Annotated in this window: 14 protein-coding genes; 10 read left to right on the forward strand and 4 right to left on the reverse strand. The window is 55.1% G+C overall.

The window, feature by feature from the left end:
* The first annotated feature begins 81 nt into the window (after window positions 1-81).
* From yebS to rsmF, 3 genes are all read left to right on the forward strand, one after another.
* On the forward strand, window positions 82-1,326 hold the full coding sequence (gene yebS, locus Q7C21_RS14420) for a membrane integrity lipid transport subunit YebS (protein ID WP_003852674.1): 1,245 nt from the start codon (window positions 82-84) through the stop codon (window positions 1,324-1,326).
* The gene (locus tag Q7C21_RS14425; protein WP_003852673.1) at window positions 1,295-3,928 is read left to right on the forward strand and encodes a PqiB family protein; all 2,634 of its coding nucleotides are present in this window, start codon (window positions 1,295-1,297) and stop codon (window positions 3,926-3,928) included. Before yebS ends, Q7C21_RS14425 begins: the two co-directional genes overlap by 32 nt.
* Before the next feature lie 304 nt (window positions 3,929-4,232).
* Window positions 4,233-5,660, forward strand: a complete 1,428-nt coding sequence (rsmF, locus tag Q7C21_RS14430) for a 16S rRNA (cytosine(1407)-C(5))-methyltransferase RsmF (RefSeq protein WP_197066365.1) — start codon at window positions 4,233-4,235, stop codon at window positions 5,658-5,660.
* A gap of 1 nt (window position 5,661) precedes the next feature.
* On the opposite strand, the gene Q7C21_RS14435 is transcribed toward rsmF, so the two are convergent.
* From Q7C21_RS14435 to Q7C21_RS14450, 4 genes are all read right to left on the reverse strand, one after another.
* A complete protein-coding gene (locus Q7C21_RS14435; RefSeq protein ID WP_003852671.1) occupies window positions 5,662-6,309 on the reverse strand; it encodes a metallophosphoesterase in 648 nt (215 codons plus the stop codon).
* Between the two features lie 278 nt (window positions 6,310-6,587).
* Window positions 6,588-6,800, reverse strand: a complete 213-nt coding sequence (locus tag Q7C21_RS14440) for a DUF1272 domain-containing protein (protein ID WP_003852670.1) — start codon at window positions 6,798-6,800, stop codon at window positions 6,588-6,590.
* 145 nt (window positions 6,801-6,945) lie between these two features.
* Complete coding sequence (locus Q7C21_RS14445; protein WP_375150860.1) at window positions 6,946-8,295, reverse strand: MFS transporter; 1,350 nt, start codon at window positions 8,293-8,295, stop codon at window positions 6,946-6,948.
* Between the two features lie 141 nt (window positions 8,296-8,436).
* Window positions 8,437-10,467, reverse strand: coding sequence for a choline transporter (locus Q7C21_RS14450; RefSeq protein WP_078804474.1), 2,031 nt, complete (start codon window positions 10,465-10,467; stop codon window positions 8,437-8,439).
* A gap of 255 nt (window positions 10,468-10,722) precedes the next feature.
* On the opposite strand from Q7C21_RS14450, the gene betI reads away from it, so the two are divergent.
* The 7 genes from betI (at window position 10,723) to Q7C21_RS14485 (ending at window position 17,370) form a co-directional block, all read left to right on the forward strand.
* Window positions 10,723-11,316 (forward strand): transcriptional regulator BetI, encoded by a 594-nt coding sequence (gene betI, locus Q7C21_RS14455; protein ID WP_008925333.1) that lies wholly within the window; start codon window positions 10,723-10,725, stop codon window positions 11,314-11,316.
* Between the two features lie 14 nt (window positions 11,317-11,330).
* Window positions 11,331-12,803, forward strand: a complete 1,473-nt coding sequence (gene betB, locus Q7C21_RS14460) for a betaine-aldehyde dehydrogenase (RefSeq protein WP_003852666.1) — start codon at window positions 11,331-11,333, stop codon at window positions 12,801-12,803.
* A 23-nt stretch (window positions 12,804-12,826) separates the two neighbouring features.
* Window positions 12,827-14,509, forward strand: coding sequence for a choline dehydrogenase (gene betA / locus Q7C21_RS14465; protein ID WP_003852665.1), 1,683 nt, complete (start codon window positions 12,827-12,829; stop codon window positions 14,507-14,509).
* Window positions 14,510-14,943: 434 nt separating this feature from the next.
* Window positions 14,944-15,294 (forward strand): multidrug/spermidine efflux SMR transporter subunit MdtJ, encoded by a 351-nt coding sequence (mdtJ, locus tag Q7C21_RS14470; RefSeq protein WP_312544803.1) that lies wholly within the window; start codon window positions 14,944-14,946, stop codon window positions 15,292-15,294.
* Window positions 15,281-15,610 carry a multidrug/spermidine efflux SMR transporter subunit MdtI gene (gene mdtI, locus Q7C21_RS14475; protein ID WP_375150808.1) on the forward strand — a complete coding sequence of 110 codons (330 nt, stop codon included), beginning with the start codon at window positions 15,281-15,283 and terminating at the stop codon, window positions 15,608-15,610. The genes mdtJ and mdtI overlap by 14 nt, the downstream gene beginning before the upstream one ends.
* 199 nt (window positions 15,611-15,809) lie before the next feature.
* Entirely contained in the window at window positions 15,810-16,952 is a 1,143-nt protein-coding gene (locus tag Q7C21_RS14480) for an acyltransferase (RefSeq protein ID WP_008925336.1), read from the forward strand.
* 232 nt (window positions 16,953-17,184) lie between these two features.
* The gene (locus tag Q7C21_RS14485) at window positions 17,185-17,370 is read left to right on the forward strand and encodes a hypothetical protein (protein ID WP_375150809.1); all 186 of its coding nucleotides are present in this window, start codon (window positions 17,185-17,187) and stop codon (window positions 17,368-17,370) included.
* Window positions 17,371-17,502 lie beyond the last annotated feature (132 nt).

Here is a 17,502-nt window from a genome sequence, read left to right on the forward strand (position 1 = left end):
GTGATGCCCGAGACAGGCACACAGACAATGTCTTAATGACCGATATCTGTTACTTCTGAAGAGCGAAGATTGCATCACCCTATGAAAATTCACGCTATCAGCCAGACATTGCCTCACGCACGTTATCAGCGTTGCCCGCAATGCGATACCCTTTTTTCCTTACCGGATGTGAAATCGCATCAGTCGGCTTATTGCCCGCGCTGTAACGCCGAGATTCTCAGTGGTCGGGACTGGTCAATGACTCGCCTTATGGCGATGGCCGCCACCATGATGGTATTGATGCCCTTTGCATTCTCATTGCCGCTGGTGGATATCCGGCTGCTTGGCATGCGCATCAATGCCAGCGTGCTGGAAGGCGTGATCCAGATGACCCAGCAGGGTGATGTACTGACCGCCTCAATGGTGGCGTTCTGCACCATTGGCGCACCGGTGACGCTGGTGGCCGGCATCTGTTATCTCGGCATTGGTCATCAGCTTGGTATGAACCTGCGACCGGTGCTGCTGATGCTGGAGAAGCTGAAAGAGTGGGTCATGCTCGATATCTATCTGATCGGCATCGCCGTGGCGTCGATTAAAGTGCAGGACTATGCGTCGCTGGAGATCGGTTACGGGCTGGCAGCTTACATTGCCCTGACGGTACTGAGCGTGCTCACGATGATCCACCTGAATATTGAGCAGCTGTGGGAGCATTTCTACCCGCAACGTCCCGGCAATATGGCCCGCAACGAGATGCAGGTCTGTCTGAACTGTCACAACACGGGCGTAGCCGATGAACGGGGCCGCTGCCCGCGTTGCCATACGCCGCTCGACTTCCGGCGCCGTCACAGCCTTCAGAAATCCTGGGCCGCACTGATCGCCTCGATTGTGCTGCTGATTCCTGCGAACCTGATGCCCATTTCCGTGGTTTATCTGAATGGTTCACGGCGTGAAGACACGATCTTTTCCGGCATCCTGGGGCTGGCTGAAGGCAACATTCCGGTGGCAGCAATTGTTTTTATCGCCAGTATTTTAGTGCCCTTTATCAAGGTGCTGGTGATGCTGACGCTGTTGCTCAGTATTCATTTTCGCTGTGAACAGGGGCTGAGAACCCGCATACGGTTACTGCGCTTTGTCACCTGGGTTGGCCGCTGGTCAATGCTCGATCTGTTTGTCATTTCGTTAACCATGTCGCTGGTCAACCGTGATCAGCTGCTGGCTTTTACCATGGGACCGGCGGCGCTGTTTTTTGGCGCGGCCGTCATCCTGACCATTATGTCTGTTGAGTGGCTGGACAGCCGCCTGCTCTGGGATGCACATGCAACAGGAAACGCCGACTACACCGACTAACGCCACGCTGCGCAATAAGCGTAAAATTTCGCCTTTCTGGTTGCTGCCGATCATTGCGATGCTCATCGCAGGCTGGCTGCTCTGGGCTAACTATCAGGAGCGCGGCACCACCATCACCATCAATTTCCAGACGGCGGATGGTATCGTGCCGGGCCGCACACCGATCCGGTATCAGGGTGTGGAAGTGGGCACCGTGCAGGGCATTAATCTCAGCGACGATTATCGCCGCATTCAGATTAAAGCCAGCATCAAAAGCGATATGCGCGACGCGCTGCGTGAAGACACGCAGTTCTGGCTGGTGACGCCTAAAGCCTCACTGGCAGGTGTGTCGGGGCTGGATGCGCTGGTCGGCGGTAACTATATCGGGATGATGCCAGGCAAAGGTAAACCCAGCGAGGCGTTTACCGCGCTGGATACTCAACCTAAATATCGCGTGAATACCGGCGAACTGATGATTCATCTGCATGCGCCGGATCTTGGCTCGCTCAATACCGGCTCGCTGGTCTATTACCGCAAAATTCCGGTTGGCCGTGTCTATGACTACAGCATTGATAATAAAGCTGATGGCGTGGCAATTGATGTACTGATTGACCGTCGCTTTATCAATCTGGTGAAGACCAACAGCCGCTTCTGGAATGTGTCGGGCGTCAATGCTGATGTCAGCCTGAGCGGTGCTAAAGTCCAGCTTGAGAGCCTGGCAGCGCTGGTGAATGGCGCGATTGCGTTTGACTCCCCACAAGGTTCGGAAACCGCCAAGGCTGAACAAAATTACCGGCTCTATCCCGATCTGGCACACAGTCAGCGTGGCGTTCAGATCACACTGGACCTGCCTGACGGAAAAAATCTCAAGGCAGACAGCACCCCGCTGATGTATCAGGGCCTGGAGGTCGGCACACTGACCAAACTGAACCTGCTGGATGGCGGCAAAGTCACCGGCGAGCTGACCATCGATCCTTCCGTGGTGGGTCTGATGCGCAGCGGCACCCGCATTGAGATGCACAGCCCGAAAATCAGCCTGACGGATACCAGCCTCAGCTCCCTGCTGACCGGCAACACGCTGGAACTGGTGCCTGGCGAAGGCGAGCCGCAACAGCACTTCACCGTGCTGCCATCCAGCGAGACCCTGCTGCAGAAACCTAACGTGCTGACGGTCAAACTCAGTGCACCGGAGAGTTATGGTATCGATCAGGGCCAGCCGCTGATGCTGCACGGTATGCAGATTGGCCAGGTGATATCACGTTCGCTGGATGAAAATGGCGTTAACTTCGTGGTGGCGGTTAATCCTGAAAATCGCGATCTGGTGCATGGCGACAGCAAATTTATCGTTAACAGCCGCCTTGATGTGAAGTTTGGCCTTGATGGCATGCAGGTGTTAGGCGCCAGCGCCCGTGAGTGGGTAGATGGCGGTATCCGGCTGGATCCGGGCAAAAAAGGTGAGCCGAAAAGTGCCTATCCGCTGTTCGCTGATGCTGAAAAAGCGGAAGAAGGCATCACAGGTGATGGCCCTTCTACAACGCTGACGCTGACCGCCAACAGCCTGCCTGACGTGCAGGCCGGTTCTGTCGTGCTTTATCGCAAGTATCAGGTGGGGGAAATTGTCAAAGTCACACCGCGCGCGGATGCCTTTGATATTGCGGTCCACATCCAGCCGGAATATCGCAAGCTACTGACCAGCGAGAGCGTGTTCTGGGCTGAGGGCGGCGCACGTGTGAGCCTTAACGGCAGCGGCCTGACGGTGCAGGCATCGCCGCTTAACCGTGCGCTGAAAGGCGCAATCAGCTTCGACAATATGAGTGGTGCGCAGTCGGCCAAAGGGGCAAAACGCGTGCTCTATCCGTCTGAGACGGCGGCACGCGCGGTGGGCAGTCAGATTACGCTGCACACCTACGACGCCAGTAAGCTCTCGGCCGGTATGCCGATTCGTTATCTGGGAATTAATGTCGGCCAGGTAGAGTCACTGTCGCTGAGCAAAGATAACAACCAGGTCGTAGCGAAAGCGGTGCTCTATCCGGAGTATGTGAATGATTTCGCCCGTCTCGGCAGCCGTTTCTCCGTGGTTTCACCGGAGATTTCCGCCACCGGAGTGAATCATCTGGAAACCCTGTTGCAGCCTTACGTTAACGTGGATCCAGGCAAAGGCGGTGCGGTGCGCACCTTCGAGCTGCAGGAGAGCACGATCACCGATTCACGTTACCTGAATGGCCTGAACATTTATGTTGATGCCACGGAGGCAGGCTCGCTGTCGCTGGGCACGCCGGTGCTGTTCCGCGGTGTCGAAGTGGGTACGGTGACCGGCACCTCGCTGGGTACGATGGCAGATCGCGTGCAGATCGCCCTGCGCATCAGTAAGAAGTACCAGCATCTGGTGCGTAATAACTCGGTGTTCTGGCAGGCGTCCGGTTACAACCTCGACTTCGGCCTGGTGGGCGGCGTGGTGAAAACCGGTACCTTCCAGCAGTTTATTCGCGGTGGCATTCAGTTTGCGACGCCGCCGACGGTGCCGCTGGCACCGCAGGCGAATCCGGATAAACACTTCCTGCTGCAGGATGAAGCGCCGAAAGAGTGGCGTAACTGGGGAACGGCGATTCCGTCTCCGCGTTAATTGAGTCTGAACGGGCCGCTTCTTTCAGACGGCTCAAAACGTAAAGCGATGGGAGTATACGCCTGTAGCAAAGCATCGCGGCCCAGGGATGGGCCGCGCTGAGCATGCCAGGGATGCCCGGCCCTCGCCGTCCCTGGCGCGGGACGCTTTCCTCTTCTGCCCGTGTTCCCTGCGCGTTGAGTTTATCCGTTGCGGCCAGATTCACCCTGATTTGGGTTTATCAGCAGCCTCAAACGGGCAGCAAGGCTACCCGTTTCCTTTCCGCATGATACACTGCCGCCTTTGCCTTAACTGGAATGTGCCCGTGTCCGAAGCTTCTTCGTTTTTCCCCGCCGATTTTCTCTCGTTAATGCGTCAGAGCCTGCCCGATGAGGGGAGCTTCGCGCAATTTATTGCGTACAGTCAGCAACCCCTGCGCCGCAGTATTCGCGTCAATACCCTGAAGATAAGCGTGGCCGATTTCCTGAGCCAGACTGCAGGTTATGGCTGGCAGCTGACGCCCGTGCCGTGGTGCGAAGAGGGATTCTGGATCAGCCGGGAAGATGAGAGCCTGCCGCTGGGCAGCGTCGCTGAGCACCTCAGCGGCCTGTTCTACATTCAGGAAGCCAGCTCCATGCTGCCGGTAACCGCCCTGTTTGACACTCAGCCAGAGGTCAGCGCGGTGATGGATATGGCGGCGGCGCCGGGTTCTAAAACCACCCAGATCGCTGCGCGGATGGGCAATCAGGGCGTTATCCTGGCAAACGAATTCTCCTCCAGCCGGGTAAAAGTGCTGCACGCCAACATCAGCCGCTGCGGCGTCAGCAACAGTGCCTTAACGCACTTTGACGCGCGGGTATTTGGCCCAGCATTGCCGGAACAGTTCGACGCCATCCTGCTCGACGCGCCCTGCTCCGGCGAAGGGGTGATTCGCAAAGATGCTGACGCGCTGAAAAACTGGTCGCTGGCCAGCACAGAAGCGATCGCCGATACTCAGCGCGATCTGCTCGACAGCGCCTTTCACGCACTCAAAGCGGGCGGCACGCTGGTTTACTCGACCTGTACCCTGAACCAGATTGAGAATCAGCAGGTGATTGACTGGCTGTTGCAGCGCTACCCGGATGCAGTTGAGGTCGTGCCGCTGGAGGGGCTGTTTAGCGGTGCCGAAAAGGCCGCGACGCCAGAAGGTTATCTGCATGTCTTCCCGCAGATGTTCGACAGCGAAGGTTTCTTCGTGGCCCGTCTGCGTAAAACCGCATCGGTCGAGCCCCTTCCAGTGCCAGGTTATAAAGTCGGTAAGCTGCCCTTCTCTCACCTTAGCCGCAAACTGGAAAGTGAGATCGCGCAGGCCGCCGCGGCCGTCTCTATAAGATGGGATGACTCACTGGAGCTGTGGCAGCGTGATAAAGAGATCTGGCTATTCCCTAAAGCCGTCACCCCGCTGCTTGGCAAAGTGCGGTTTTCACGCATTGGCCTGAAGCTGGCAGAAACGTTTGCCAAAGGCTATCGCTGGCAACATGAAGCGGTGATTGCACTGGCGCAGCCCGATACGACGCAGACCTTTGAGCTAACGGCGGCAGAGGCGGAAGAGTGGTATCGCGGCCGGGATATCTATCCGGAAACCGCACCCGCAAACAACGAGATGATTGTGACGTATCAGCACCAGCCGCTGGGGCTGGCAAAGAAAGTCGGTACCCGCATCAAGAACAGCTACCCACGTGAACTGGTTCGCGACGGACGCCTGTTCCGGTAACTCATTTTAGTCGCAGCAGGGTCAGATGATTGCCAAACACTGCACCGGTATCGATATAGTGCAGATTGGCAATCGTCAGCGATTGTTTTAGTGGCGTGTGCCCAAAGTAAAAGGCGTCCGCGCCACGGATGCCTGCCTGTTCACCTGACTCAATACCCTCCAGCCGCTGACGGCTCCAGACCACCTGTTGCCAGTCGAGTGGCTTATTGAGCGCGTATTCCTGAGCAGGATAATCCGCATGAGCAATGACAATAATGCGCTCGCCGAGTTGCAGATGAAGGATCAGCGGCAGCTCGCGGCAGCGGCGCAGCGCGTGACGTGCCGCGATCAGCGCCGCGCCACGCAGACGAAAAAACCAGTCTCCCCCGTTCATCTGCCAGAGCGCCATCTCCTGGCCCTGCAACGCCGACAGCGCCATTTCCTCATGATTTCCCCGTACGCAGCGAAACCAGGGTTCCTGCAGCAGCGCCAGACAACCCAGACTGTCCGGCCCGCGATCGATAATGTCGCCAACCGAAATCAGTAAGTCCTGCTGCGGATCAAACTTATGCTGCTCCAGCAATAGATCCAGTTCGCGACGGCAACCATGCAGATCGCCAACGACCCAGATCCGCCGCCACTTCGCGCCATTCAGGACGTGGTAACACATCGCTGCCCCCGCCTCTCTGCTGAAAATATCCCCAAAGTATAGTCAGAGCTCAACCTGAACCGGCATGGGGAAAAGGAAAGCTGAGTGCAAAGGAAGCAGGCAGAGAGTGTAAGGCTATTGGGGGAAGAGAAATTTATGGCGGGTGAAAAGTGCGTCCCTTCCGGCGCTTATCTCCGGCACTCAGTTAAGGTGGTAGCTCTGTAAGGGACGTAATTTATGATAACGACATCAGAGACGACAGGCTATTCTGTCCGAAACATTTTCGTTGTCATTTGAGATCAACTGCGCAGTTTAGCCGGGTATTTTTGCAACTTCTCTGCCGGACGCACCGGACGGCGCACCAGTTCGCCGCTGCAGTTGGGACAAATATGCGCGAGATGCTCATCGCAGTCAGCGCAGAATGTGCATTCAAACGAGCAGATGCGAGCCGCCAGAGAGGATGGCGGAAGATCAACATCGCAGCGTTCACAGTTGGGGCGAAGTTCCAGCATAGAGTGACTCCTGAAGAAGTGTATCCGTCAGCATCGCGTTTACTGGCCCGGATGTCGAGCCAGTAAACGGACAGGTGTGCGCCAGATCCGGACATCCTGCTTAAACCGTACAGACAGCGGCGAGCGTCGCAATGCCATGCGGGCGCTATTTATTTTGCTGATTCTCAGGGATATCATCCGTCAAATTTTCTTCGACCCTCGTGTCTTCGTCACTTTCGCGTTCATCTTCCGGCTCCTGACCGCCCATTGACGCATGAATCACCTCCTCTTCCAGCGTTGGGATCAGCGCAGCACCCAGTGGCGAGGTCGCCAGACTGTCAGGCATCACCACGTGCGGCAGCGGCACTTCGGTCGTCGGAAGCGGGCCAGGCGCTCGGACAAAGCTCAGTCCGCCGATCACCAGCGCGCAGAGCATAAAGAAGAGATAGAGCATATTGCTGCCGAGCGGCTCCATCAGCGCGCCCACCACCAGCGGCCCGATACTGGCGCCGATACCAAACGCCATCAGCAGACAGGCGGTTAACGAGACACGACGCTCGGGGGCAACCTGATCGTTGGCCAGCGCCACCTGCAACGGATAGAGCGCAAACTGCATCATGCTGGCAGCAAAGGCGATGCCGATCATCCAGTGGAAGGTCAGGTGCGGCAACACCACCAGCGGCACACAGGCTACGGCAAACAGGATGGCAATGATAAACAGCAGTCGCTGACGATCGAAGCGGTCAGAAAGCCAGCTCAGCGGAAATTGCGATACCAGACCGGCAAAAATCGTCAGACTCATAAAATAGCCGGTCTGGCTGGTAGTAAATCCCTTACTGCTGCCGTAGACCGGTGCCAGGCCGTAGAACGCGCCAATGGCCATACCGGTCACCAGTGTGGTGCCGAGAAGTTTGGGGATCGCATGGATAAAGTAGCCCAGCTCCATCGGCGCAGGTGTCATCGGCCTGACGTGAGTGCGGGTCGTCAGCGCAATTGGCACCAGACAGAGTGCGAAACAGAGTGCCACAATCAGCAGGGTGCTGACGCCAAAGCCCGATTGCAGGCTCAGTATCACCTGTCCGCCACTGAGTCCAAGATAAGTGGCGACCATGTATAAGCCGAAAATCATGCCGCGCTGGGATGATTCCGCCTGATCGTTAAGCCAGCTCTCCAGCACCATGTACTGACACATCATGCAGAGCCCGATAATCAGACGCAGAAAGACCCACAACGGAATAAAGTCGGTGAGCCCGTGACCAACCACAGACGCGGTAATGATCCCGGCACAGGCCACGTAGGCGCGTATATGGCCGACGCGGGCTATCAGGTTGTGCCCCACTTTGCCGCCGATCACCAGTCCGATGTAGTTGGCCGCAATGATTGAGCCAATCAGCGCGCCGTTGACATGCTCGCTGGCCAGCCGTAATGAGACATAGGTGGTCAGCAAACCGGAACCGAGCAGCATCAGCAACGTGGTCGTGTAAAGCGGCAGAAACGTACTGAATATTTTTCCCATCATGACTCCCTGTCTGTGCTTTTCTGGCATCAGGCCAGAAAGCCCTAAAGATAGTCGATTTCGTCAGGTGAAGACGGTTAGTTCAGGACGACGGTAGCGAAAAAAAAGCCCGCCAGCAATTGCTCACTGACGGGCCCTGATTCAGACGCTCGGGAAGCTGATGTTGCTGCCCGGTGCTTCACGGTTGAGATGGATGAAGTTCAGGTGTCGCTCATACTGATCCAGTATGTCGATAATTACCTGCTCTTTGCTGTAATCCATCAAGTCGTTGCCCTGGCTGCCCTCCATCAGGAAAGTTTCCAGGCGGTAGTAGGTCGACTTACCGCTCCGGGCGCGATAGGTAAAGCCCGGGATCGAATATTGCTGCGGCCAGACCTGATAGATAAAGTCCTGCTCTTCGCCCAGATGAACGCGCAGATCCAGATAGCCAATCGGGTTAGCCTCATCTGCCTCAACGCTTTCCAGCGTCACGCGGCCATCACGCAACTCCAGCTCCTTCGCCACCTCCTGCATCGCCGGATAAATGGTCTTTTCCATCATCTGCTGGGTGTAGCGCGAGCCAGGATAGTTCATCAGACGCGACAGGCGTTTCTTCCAGGTCAGACGATCGGTGGCATGCGCCAGATAAGGCGCAGTGTCGCGCGTGGCGCTGGCCCGACGGTGGTCTTCAATCTTCAGAGATTTAAACAGCCCGGCCATCACAAAGAAGATAACAAAGCTGAACGGCAGCCCCATGATCACCGTGGTGTTCTGCAAGGCAGTGATACCGTTGGTCATCAGCATGCTCAGGGTCAGTACCCCAATCGCCACGGACCAGAAGATGCGCAGCCAGTTCGGTGCATCGCTATTGATGTCTTTCAGGCGTGAGGTGAAGTTACCCAGTACCAGCGAACCGGAATCCGCCGAGGTCACATAGAACAGCATACCGGTGATGGTGGCGATCGATGCGCTGAGTTTAAACGCCGGATATTGCGCCAGCAGGCTATAGAAGCCGCGTTCTGCATGATTCATCACTTCCTGCGCAAACTCGGTATTGCCATGAATGATCTGATACAGCGCGGCATTACCGAACACAGAGAGCCACAGCAGCGTAAAGGTGAAAGGAATAATCAGCGTGCCCAGTACGAATTCACGGATGGTACGACCGCGTGAGATACGTGCCAGGAACAGGCCGACAAATGGCGACCAGGCCACCCACCACGCCCAGAAGAAGAGCGTCCAGCTGTTCATCCATTGGGTCGGACGATCAAAGGCAAAGGTATTAAGCGTCATGCCCATAAAGCGGTTGATGTAATCGCCGACGTTCAGTACCAGCGCATTCAGCAGGAACTCGGTGTTGCCAAAGAACAACACAAACAGAATCAGCCCCAGAGCCATGATCACGTTGAGCTCAGAGAGAAAACGAATTCCTTTATCGACGCCTGATGTGACAGAGATTGTAGCGATCACGACGGAAAGGACTATCAGCGCAGCCTGTGCGGTAAGGCCTTCCGGAATATCAAACAGCACTTTCAGGCCGTAGTTCAGCTGTACGACCCCTATCCCTAATGTGGTGGCGATACCAAAAATGGTGCCGACCACGGCTGCGATATCCACCGTGTGACCAATCGGGCCATAGATGCGTTTACCAAAAATAGGATAGAGCGCCGAACGGATAGTCAGTGGCAGATTATAACGATAGCTGAAGTAGCCCAGTGCGATGCCCATCAGTGCATACATCGACCAGCCGGTCAGTCCGTAGTGGAACAGCGTCCAGACCATCGCCTGACGGGCCGCTTCAAGGGTCTGCCCTGCGCCCTCCGGTGGCTGCATGTACTGCGTCACCGGTTCAGCGACCGAGAAGAACATCAGGTCGATGCCGATCCCGGCGGCAAACAGCATGGCAGACCAGCTGAGCACGCTGAACTCGGGTTTGGAGTGCTCAGGCCCGAGCTTGATCGAGCCAAAGCGTGAGCAGGCCATGTAGAGCACAAACACGATATAGAGCGTGGCAGCCAGCATGTAGTACCAGCCAAAGGTGGCGGAGACCCAGTTTACCGCCTTGAGGATCCAGCTCGCGGCCAGTTCACTGTAGAGAATCGTCACAAGTGAAAACGTCAGAATCAATCCGGCAGAGGTATAAAATACAACGGGATTGAGTCTGTCTTTTTCACCGGCAGGTGGATTATTCATCGATTACCTCTGGTTAATGTCCTGAAAATACGCAATGGATACGTTGTGCCGCCCCCGGACTACGGGCCGTGCGGCTATGTTTCTATCTGTGACTTCCTGTTAGAGCGTGCAGCAAGCCAGCCTATTTTAGCACTCATTGCCGTTTCGCTTTTGCTACATTTTGAGAACAGCATCCTAACAAAGTTTCTTTTTATATTGAACGTGCAATCAAAAAAAGTTTAAATAGGGGCTCGATTTGAGGGTGGAGCTGGAGCAATGCCAAAGGTAGGGATGCAGCCGATACGACGTCGGCAACTGATTGATGCGACCCTGAGCACGATTAATGAAGTAGGGATTAATGATGCCACTATCGCCCAGATCGCCCGTCGGGCGGGTGTGTCCACCGGCATCATCAGTCACTATTTCAAAGATAAGAACGGTTTGCTGGAAGCAACAATGCGTGATGTCACGCGCCAGCTCCGTGAGGCAGTACTGTCGCGGTTACAACCGCTTCGCGATGCACCGGCAGAAGAGCGCCTGCGTGCCATCGTTGACGGGAATTTTGATGAAACTCAGGTGCACACGGCAGTGATGAAAGCCTGGCTCGACTTCTGGTCGAGCAGCATGCATCAACCCCAGCTCAACCGCCTGGAGCGGGTCAGCAGCAGGCGACTCTACTCTACGCTGGTGGTCGAGTTCCGGCGTGAACTGCCACTGGAAAAGGCACGACTGGCCGCACATGGTCTGGCCGCCCTGATAGATGGTCTCTGGCTCCGCGCCGCGCTGAGTGGAAAGCCCTTCAGCCCGGTCATCGCCCGTACACTGACCACCCAATTCATCCGTCAGCAACTGGCTGGCGAGCACGAATAACGGAAGGAGAAAACATGTCCCGATTTACCGAGCAGAAACTCTACATTGATGGCGCTTATGTTGCCGCAGCGTCTGGCGAAACATTCCAGACGATTAATCCGGTCAACGGCGAAGTGCTGGCAGAGGTTCATGCCGCCGGCCAGGAAGATGTCAATCGCGCCGTTGCTGCCGCCAGAAAAGGCCAGAAAGTCTGGGCCGCGATGACCGCCATGGAGCGTTCGCGCATCCTGCGTCGCGCTGTTGATATTCTGCGTGAGCGGAATGATGCGCTGGCTGAGCTGGAAATGCTCGACACCGGTAAGCCTTACAGCGAAACCTCAGCGGTCGATATCGTCACCGGTGCAGACGTGCTGGAGTATTACGCAGGGCTCGTTCCGGCGCTGGAAGGTCAGCAGATCCCCCTGCGTGAAACCTCTTTCGTCTATACACGCCGCGAACCGCTGGGCGTAGTCGCCGGTATCGGTGCCTGGAACTACCCGATTCAGATCGCCCTGTGGAAATCAGCCCCAGCGCTGGCTGCGGGTAACGCAATGATTTTCAAACCCAGCGAAGTGACGCCGCTTACTGCCCTGAAGCTGGCTGAAATCTACACCGAAGCAGGTGTGCCGGATGGCGTGTTTAACGTACTGCCGGGCATCGGTTCGGTCACCGGCCAGTTGCTCACTGAGCATCCTGGCATCGACAAAGTCTCCTTCACCGGCGGCGTTGTCAGCGGCAAAAAAGTAATGGCGAATGCAGCGGGTTCAACGCTGAAAGAAGTCACCATGGAACTGGGCGGTAAATCCCCGCTGATTATCTTTGATGATGCCGATCTCGATCTGGCCGCCGACATCGCCATGATGGCGAACTTCTACAGCTCCGGACAGGTCTGCACCAACGGCACCCGCGTCTTTATTCCTGCAAAACTGAAAGCGGCATTCGAAGCCAAAATCAGCGAACGCGTTGCCCGTATTCAGGCCGGCGATCTGCGTGATCCCGCCACCAACTTTGGCCCGCTGGTCAGCTTCAGCCATCGCGATAACGTGATGCGCTACATCGAATCGGGCATTGCTGAAGGCGCACGCCTGCTGTGCGGCGGTAAACGTCTGACCGGTGGTGATTTCGACCAGGGTGCCTGGGTTGCACCGACTGTGTTTACCGACTGCCGTGATGAGATGAAGATCGTCCGTGAAGAGATCTTCGGACCGGTCATGTCGATCCTGAGCTATGAAACCGAAGAAGAAGTGATTCGCCGTGCCAACGACACCGAATTTGGTCTGGCCGCCGGACTGGTGACGCAGGATCTTAATAAAGCGCACCGCGTGATTCATCAGATCGAAGCAGGAATCTGCTGGATTAATACCTGGGGCGAATCAGCCGCAGAGATGCCAGTGGGTGGCTATAAGCACTCCGGCATTGGCCGTGAGAATGGCCTGATGACACTGCAGAGCTACACCCAGGTGAAGTCCGTGCAGGTTGAGCTGACGCGTTTTCAGTCAGTCTTTTAATCACTTAACCTGAGGAACGACGAATGGAATATGATTACATTGTTATTGGCGCCGGATCCGCAGGAAACGTTCTGGCTACCCGCCTGACCGAAGAGAGCAACGTCAGCGTTCTGTTGCTCGAAGCGGGCGGTCCGGATTACCGTTTTGATTTTCGCACTCAGATGCCTGCTGCCCTCGCCTTCCCGCTGCAGGGAAAACGCTATAACTGGGCGTATGAGACTGAGCCAGAGCCGTACATGAACAATCGCCGCATGGAATGTGGTCGCGGAAAAGGCCTGGGCGGTTCATCACTGATTAACGGTATGTGTTACATCCGTGGTAACGCAATGGACCTCGATAACTGGGCCAGTGAACCAGGGCTGGAGAACTGGAGCTATCTGGACTGCCTGCCTTATTACCGTAAAGCGGAAACCCGTGATATCGGCCCGAACGATTTCCACGGTGGAGATGGCCCGGTATGCGTCGCCACGCCTAAAGCCGGCAATAACGTGCTGTTTGAAGCCATGATTGAGGCAGGCGTGCAGGCGGGTTATCCGCGCACTGATGACCTCAACGGCTATCAGCAGGAAGGTTTTGGTCCGATGGATCGTACCGTAACACCAAACGGTCGCCGTTCCAGCACCGCACGTGGCTATCTCGACATGGCCAAAGGCCGTGCAAACCTGAAGATCATTACTCATGCCACCACCGATCGCATTGTGTTCGATGGCAAACGCGCAGTCGGCGTGGAATATCTGCAGGGCGACAGCAACACCATTAATAAAGTGACCGCTCGCCGTGAAGTGCTGCTGTGTGCCGGTGCTATTGCCTCGCCGCAGATCCTGCAGCGTTCTGGCGTGGGCTCACCGGAGCTGCTGAAGCAGTTCGATATTCCACTGGTTCACGATCTGCCGGGCGTGGGTGAAAACCTGCAGGACCATCTGGAGATGTATCTTCAGTATGAGTGTAAAGAGCCGGTTTCAATCTATCCGGCCCTTAAGTGGTGGAACCAGCCGAAAATCGGTGCAGAGTGGATGTTTAATGGCACCGGTATCGGCGCCAGTAACCAGTTTGAAGCGGGTGGTTTTATCCGTAGCCGCGAAGAGTTCAGCTGGCCGAACATTCAGTATCACTTCCTGCCGGTAGCGATTAATTACAACGGTTCTAACGCCGTTGATGCGCATGGCTTCCAGTGTCACGTCGGCTCGATGCGTTCGCCAAGCCGCGGTCATGTGCGCCTGAAGTCACGCGATCCGCGTCGTCATCCGGCCATTCTGTTTAACTACATGTCGCATGAGCAGGACTGGCATGAGTTCCGCGATGCTATCCGCATCACGCGCCAGATCATCAATCAGCCAGCGCTGGATAAGTATCGTGGACGTGAAATCAGTCCGGGCCTGGATTGCCAGACGGATGAACAGCTGGACGAATTCGTCCGTAATCACGGCGAAACCGCTTATCACCCGTGCGGTACCTGTAAGATGGGTAACGATCCAATGTCTGTCGTTGATGGCGAAGGTCGCGTGCATGGGCTGGAAGGATTACGCGTGGTGGATGCGTCGATTATGCCGTTGATCATCACCGGTAACCTGAATGCGACCACCATCATGATTGGCGAGAAGATTGCCGATAAGATCCGTGGACGCGACCCACTGCCACGCAGCACCGCTTCATACTATGTTGCTGGTGACGCCCCGGTTCGTACAGTCCCCCAGCGTGCTGAATAGTTAGTTACAGTGTCACTTATAAGGTGCCGGGCAGACTGTTATCCGGCACTTTTTTTGCCCGATTTATCGCACTTATTATTACACGCCATCATTTTCTAAACTCGCCCCGGTAAACCCCTGAACCTTAACCGCAATCAAACCAGGCAGTATCTGCTGTTTATTTGATGATTTGCAGAATGCTGTAAACCCAGCATCTGTTTTACCGGAGACACTATTCGTCCACTGATGAGAAGCAACAATGTGGATGCGTTGTAAATTTTATGAGCAGAATGTTCATGTCCTGCCTCTTCCCCGCTTTCCCCTCTTGCTGGAATGCCGCCGATCAGCACTGGCGTAACGCCCTGTAGTTTCCTCACCACATCGATACTGTTTTGAGTCTGCCTGCACACTGTGCGTTATGGCAGGTCGTCATTTTTCGTTGCTGGAGAGTTCCCATGCGCGCCTGGGTTTTATTGTCACTCGCGATTATCACTGAAATTATTGGCACCCTTTTTATGAAATGGTCCAGCCTCAACGGCAGCCACTCAGGCTACCTGATGATGCTGGGCATGATTGCCTGTTCTTATATCCTGCTGAGCTTCACCATTAAACGTATAGCTCTGGGCGTGGCTTACGCCCTGTGGGAAGGCGCTGGCATCCTGCTGATTACATTATTCAGCGTACAGCTGTTTGATGAAGTGTTGTCTGCGATGAAAGTCTGCGGACTGATGACGCTGGTCGCTGGCATTGTGTTGATCAAAACCGGCATGCACTCATCAGCGGAGGTTAATCATGGTCATCGCTGATTTCGTCCACGCAGCCTGGCTGGCGCTGGCTATCGTGCTGGAGATTGCCGCCAATATATTCCTTAAATATTCTGATGGGTTTAAAAGACCGCTGCACGGTCTGCTTTCACTCTGCTGTGTCCTGCTTGCGTTCAGCGCACTGGCTCAGGCGGTAAAAGGTATTGCTCTGTCGATTGCCTATGCGGTCTGGGGTGGTTTTGGAATTATCGCGACTGTCACGACCGGCTGGGTATTATTCGATCAACGGCTGAATCGTAAAGGCTGGGCAGGCCTGACCCTGCTGCTGGCCGGCATGATCCTGTTAAAGCTGGCATAACAGGCATTTTGATTCAGTTATTTTTGTTATGGGTGTGCCTTCGTACACCCTTAACTTTCCGTGCTCTCTTCTCCAGTTTCAGTTGATTTCCCCTTCCCGACCGCGTCGGAATCTTCTCACTTTTGTAAAGACCCGTTTACATATCTGTTGTCTTAAGGCTTAGTGAGCGCCAAAAGTCGGATAAAAACGAGGAAGAGTTATGTCTGCAACACGAGGTTGGTCCACGGAGCTGGAGGGGTTACGCGGCATCGCCTCTCTCTGGGTACTGGTTGGCCATATCAGCTTACTGATACATTGCCACATCACACTGATTTCATCGCCTGGCATCGGGGTCGATCTGTTTATTCTGTTATCGGGTTATCTGATGGCGAAAAACTATGTTGAACGTCAGCAGAAAGAGCCGTGGCAGAGCATGGAGACCATTAAAAAGTTCTGGATCCGTCGCTTCTTCCGTATCGCCCCGCTCTACTATCTGCTTTTAATCATCGCGCTGATTTATGGCCCGTGGTTTGGCGAGATGCGTGACACTATCGCCCATTTTTATTCCGGCACCGCCACTGAATCGTCGCGTTACACCGATCAGTCGCTGGCAAACATCCTCACTCACTTCAGCTTCCTGTTCGGCCTGCTGCCCGAATATGGTTTCAATACCGTGCTGCCTGACTGGAGCATCGGGCTGGAGATGCAGTTCTATGTGCTGTTTCCGTTCATTATGCTGGTGACGCTGCGCTTTGGTTATGCGGCCTCACTGATAGGCATTATGGCGCTCTGCTGCGCCGGACGGTATGTGCTGGCAGATTATTATGAGGCGTTTGAAATGCCTTCCATGATTCTGATAAAGCTAAATATGTTCCTGGCGGGCATGCTGCTGGCCGAAGCAATTCGCCGTAAATCCCTGCTCTATGTCGCCTTCGCGCTGCTCGGCCCGGTCGTCAGCGTGGCAATGGGAATGGGCGCGATCAAGCTGCAGGTGATAATGGAAGCGCTGATGATTGTCGGGATGGCAGCAATTCTGTGGCAATACCCACAGGGCAGCCTGATGGCAACGCTGATTGCTCTGCCACGTAAGCTGCTGAACAACCGTCTCAGCACCTGGCTGGGTGACGTCTCGTTCTCGGTCTACCTGCTGCACCTGCTGATTGTGATCCCGATGATTGCGCTGCTGCTCACTCACACCGACATTGAGTTTAAGAGCGACATGATGCGCTTCCTGATCGTCTGTGTCTCAACCATCCCGCTAACCTATGCCCTGGCCTCTTTACTCTATAAGTATGTTGAGAAGCCCGGCATTCAGATGGGTAAACGCGTGCTGAAGCCGAAGCTGGCCGATCAGACCAGTTGAGTTTTTAACACCGGCCGTTCTTTTTTTTAAAAAGCCCCGGATGGGGCTTTTTTATTGCCGCTTACACAATCTATCTGCTCTGAACAGGTGTTTATCACATGCCGTCGCCAGCACGCCTGCTGAGGTGAACTAGACTTTGCTGGTCGAACTCCACACCACCCGCTAAATGTCTGGCAGAAAAACATACCATTGCCAAAACGCGGTATCAGGATTTAAAACGAGGATAAGCATTATGGAAAAGAAGAAGTGGTTTGTTTCTTACGTGATCAAACCAGAAGGTGAAAATCATGTCACGACTCACGCCTTTATTGAGGGCGACGATGTCGAGGAGGCGCTGGAAACCTTTATGTTCGAAACCAAAAAAAATCTGTCGCTGGAAACCGAAGAGCTGATACTGCTGTCAGTGAGTCTGGTATAACGTCAATTCAACCTCGCCATCGCGGGGTTGTTTGCCCTGTGAGAGGGTCATTTTATTAATGCTTTCCCTGGTGTGGCACTCAGTTACTGATTGGGATAAGGCCAGGCATGATCCACGCCTGTTGATGACAGT

It is taken from the genome of Pantoea sp. ANP04 (assembly GCF_041982285.1).
GTDB lineage: Bacteria > Pseudomonadota > Gammaproteobacteria > Enterobacterales > Enterobacteriaceae > Pantoea > Pantoea eucalypti.

What these genes read in the sequence shown, in the direction of transcription:
- yebS (WP_003852674.1), top strand. Translation starts at nt 82, where the DNA reads ATGAAAATTCACGCTATCAGCCAGACATTGCCTCACGCACGTTATCAG.
- Q7C21_RS14425 (WP_003852673.1), top strand. Translation starts at nt 1,295, where the DNA reads ATGCAACAGGAAACGCCGACTACACCGACTAACGCCACGCTGCGCAAT.
- Q7C21_RS14435 (WP_003852671.1), bottom strand. Translation starts at nt 6,309, where the DNA reads ATGTGTTACCACGTCCTGAATGGCGCGAAGTGGCGGCGGATCTGGGTC.
- Q7C21_RS14440 (WP_003852670.1), bottom strand. Translation starts at nt 6,800, where the DNA reads ATGCTGGAACTTCGCCCCAACTGTGAACGCTGCGATGTTGATCTTCCG.
- Q7C21_RS14445 (WP_375150860.1), bottom strand. Translation starts at nt 8,295, where the DNA reads ATGGGAAAAATATTCAGTACGTTTCTGCCGCTTTACACGACCACGTTG.
- Q7C21_RS14450 (WP_078804474.1), bottom strand. Translation starts at nt 10,467, where the DNA reads ATGAATAATCCACCTGCCGGTGAAAAAGACAGACTCAATCCCGTTGTA.
- betI (WP_008925333.1), top strand. Translation starts at nt 10,723, where the DNA reads ATGCCAAAGGTAGGGATGCAGCCGATACGACGTCGGCAACTGATTGAT.
- betB (WP_003852666.1), top strand. Translation starts at nt 11,331, where the DNA reads ATGTCCCGATTTACCGAGCAGAAACTCTACATTGATGGCGCTTATGTT.
- betA (WP_003852665.1), top strand. Translation starts at nt 12,827, where the DNA reads ATGGAATATGATTACATTGTTATTGGCGCCGGATCCGCAGGAAACGTT.
- mdtJ (WP_312544803.1), top strand. Translation starts at nt 14,944, where the DNA reads ATGCGCGCCTGGGTTTTATTGTCACTCGCGATTATCACTGAAATTATT.
- mdtI (WP_375150808.1), top strand. Translation starts at nt 15,281, where the DNA reads ATGGTCATCGCTGATTTCGTCCACGCAGCCTGGCTGGCGCTGGCTATC.
- Q7C21_RS14480 (WP_008925336.1), top strand. Translation starts at nt 15,810, where the DNA reads ATGTCTGCAACACGAGGTTGGTCCACGGAGCTGGAGGGGTTACGCGGC.
- Q7C21_RS14485 (WP_375150809.1), top strand. Translation starts at nt 17,185, where the DNA reads ATGGAAAAGAAGAAGTGGTTTGTTTCTTACGTGATCAAACCAGAAGGT.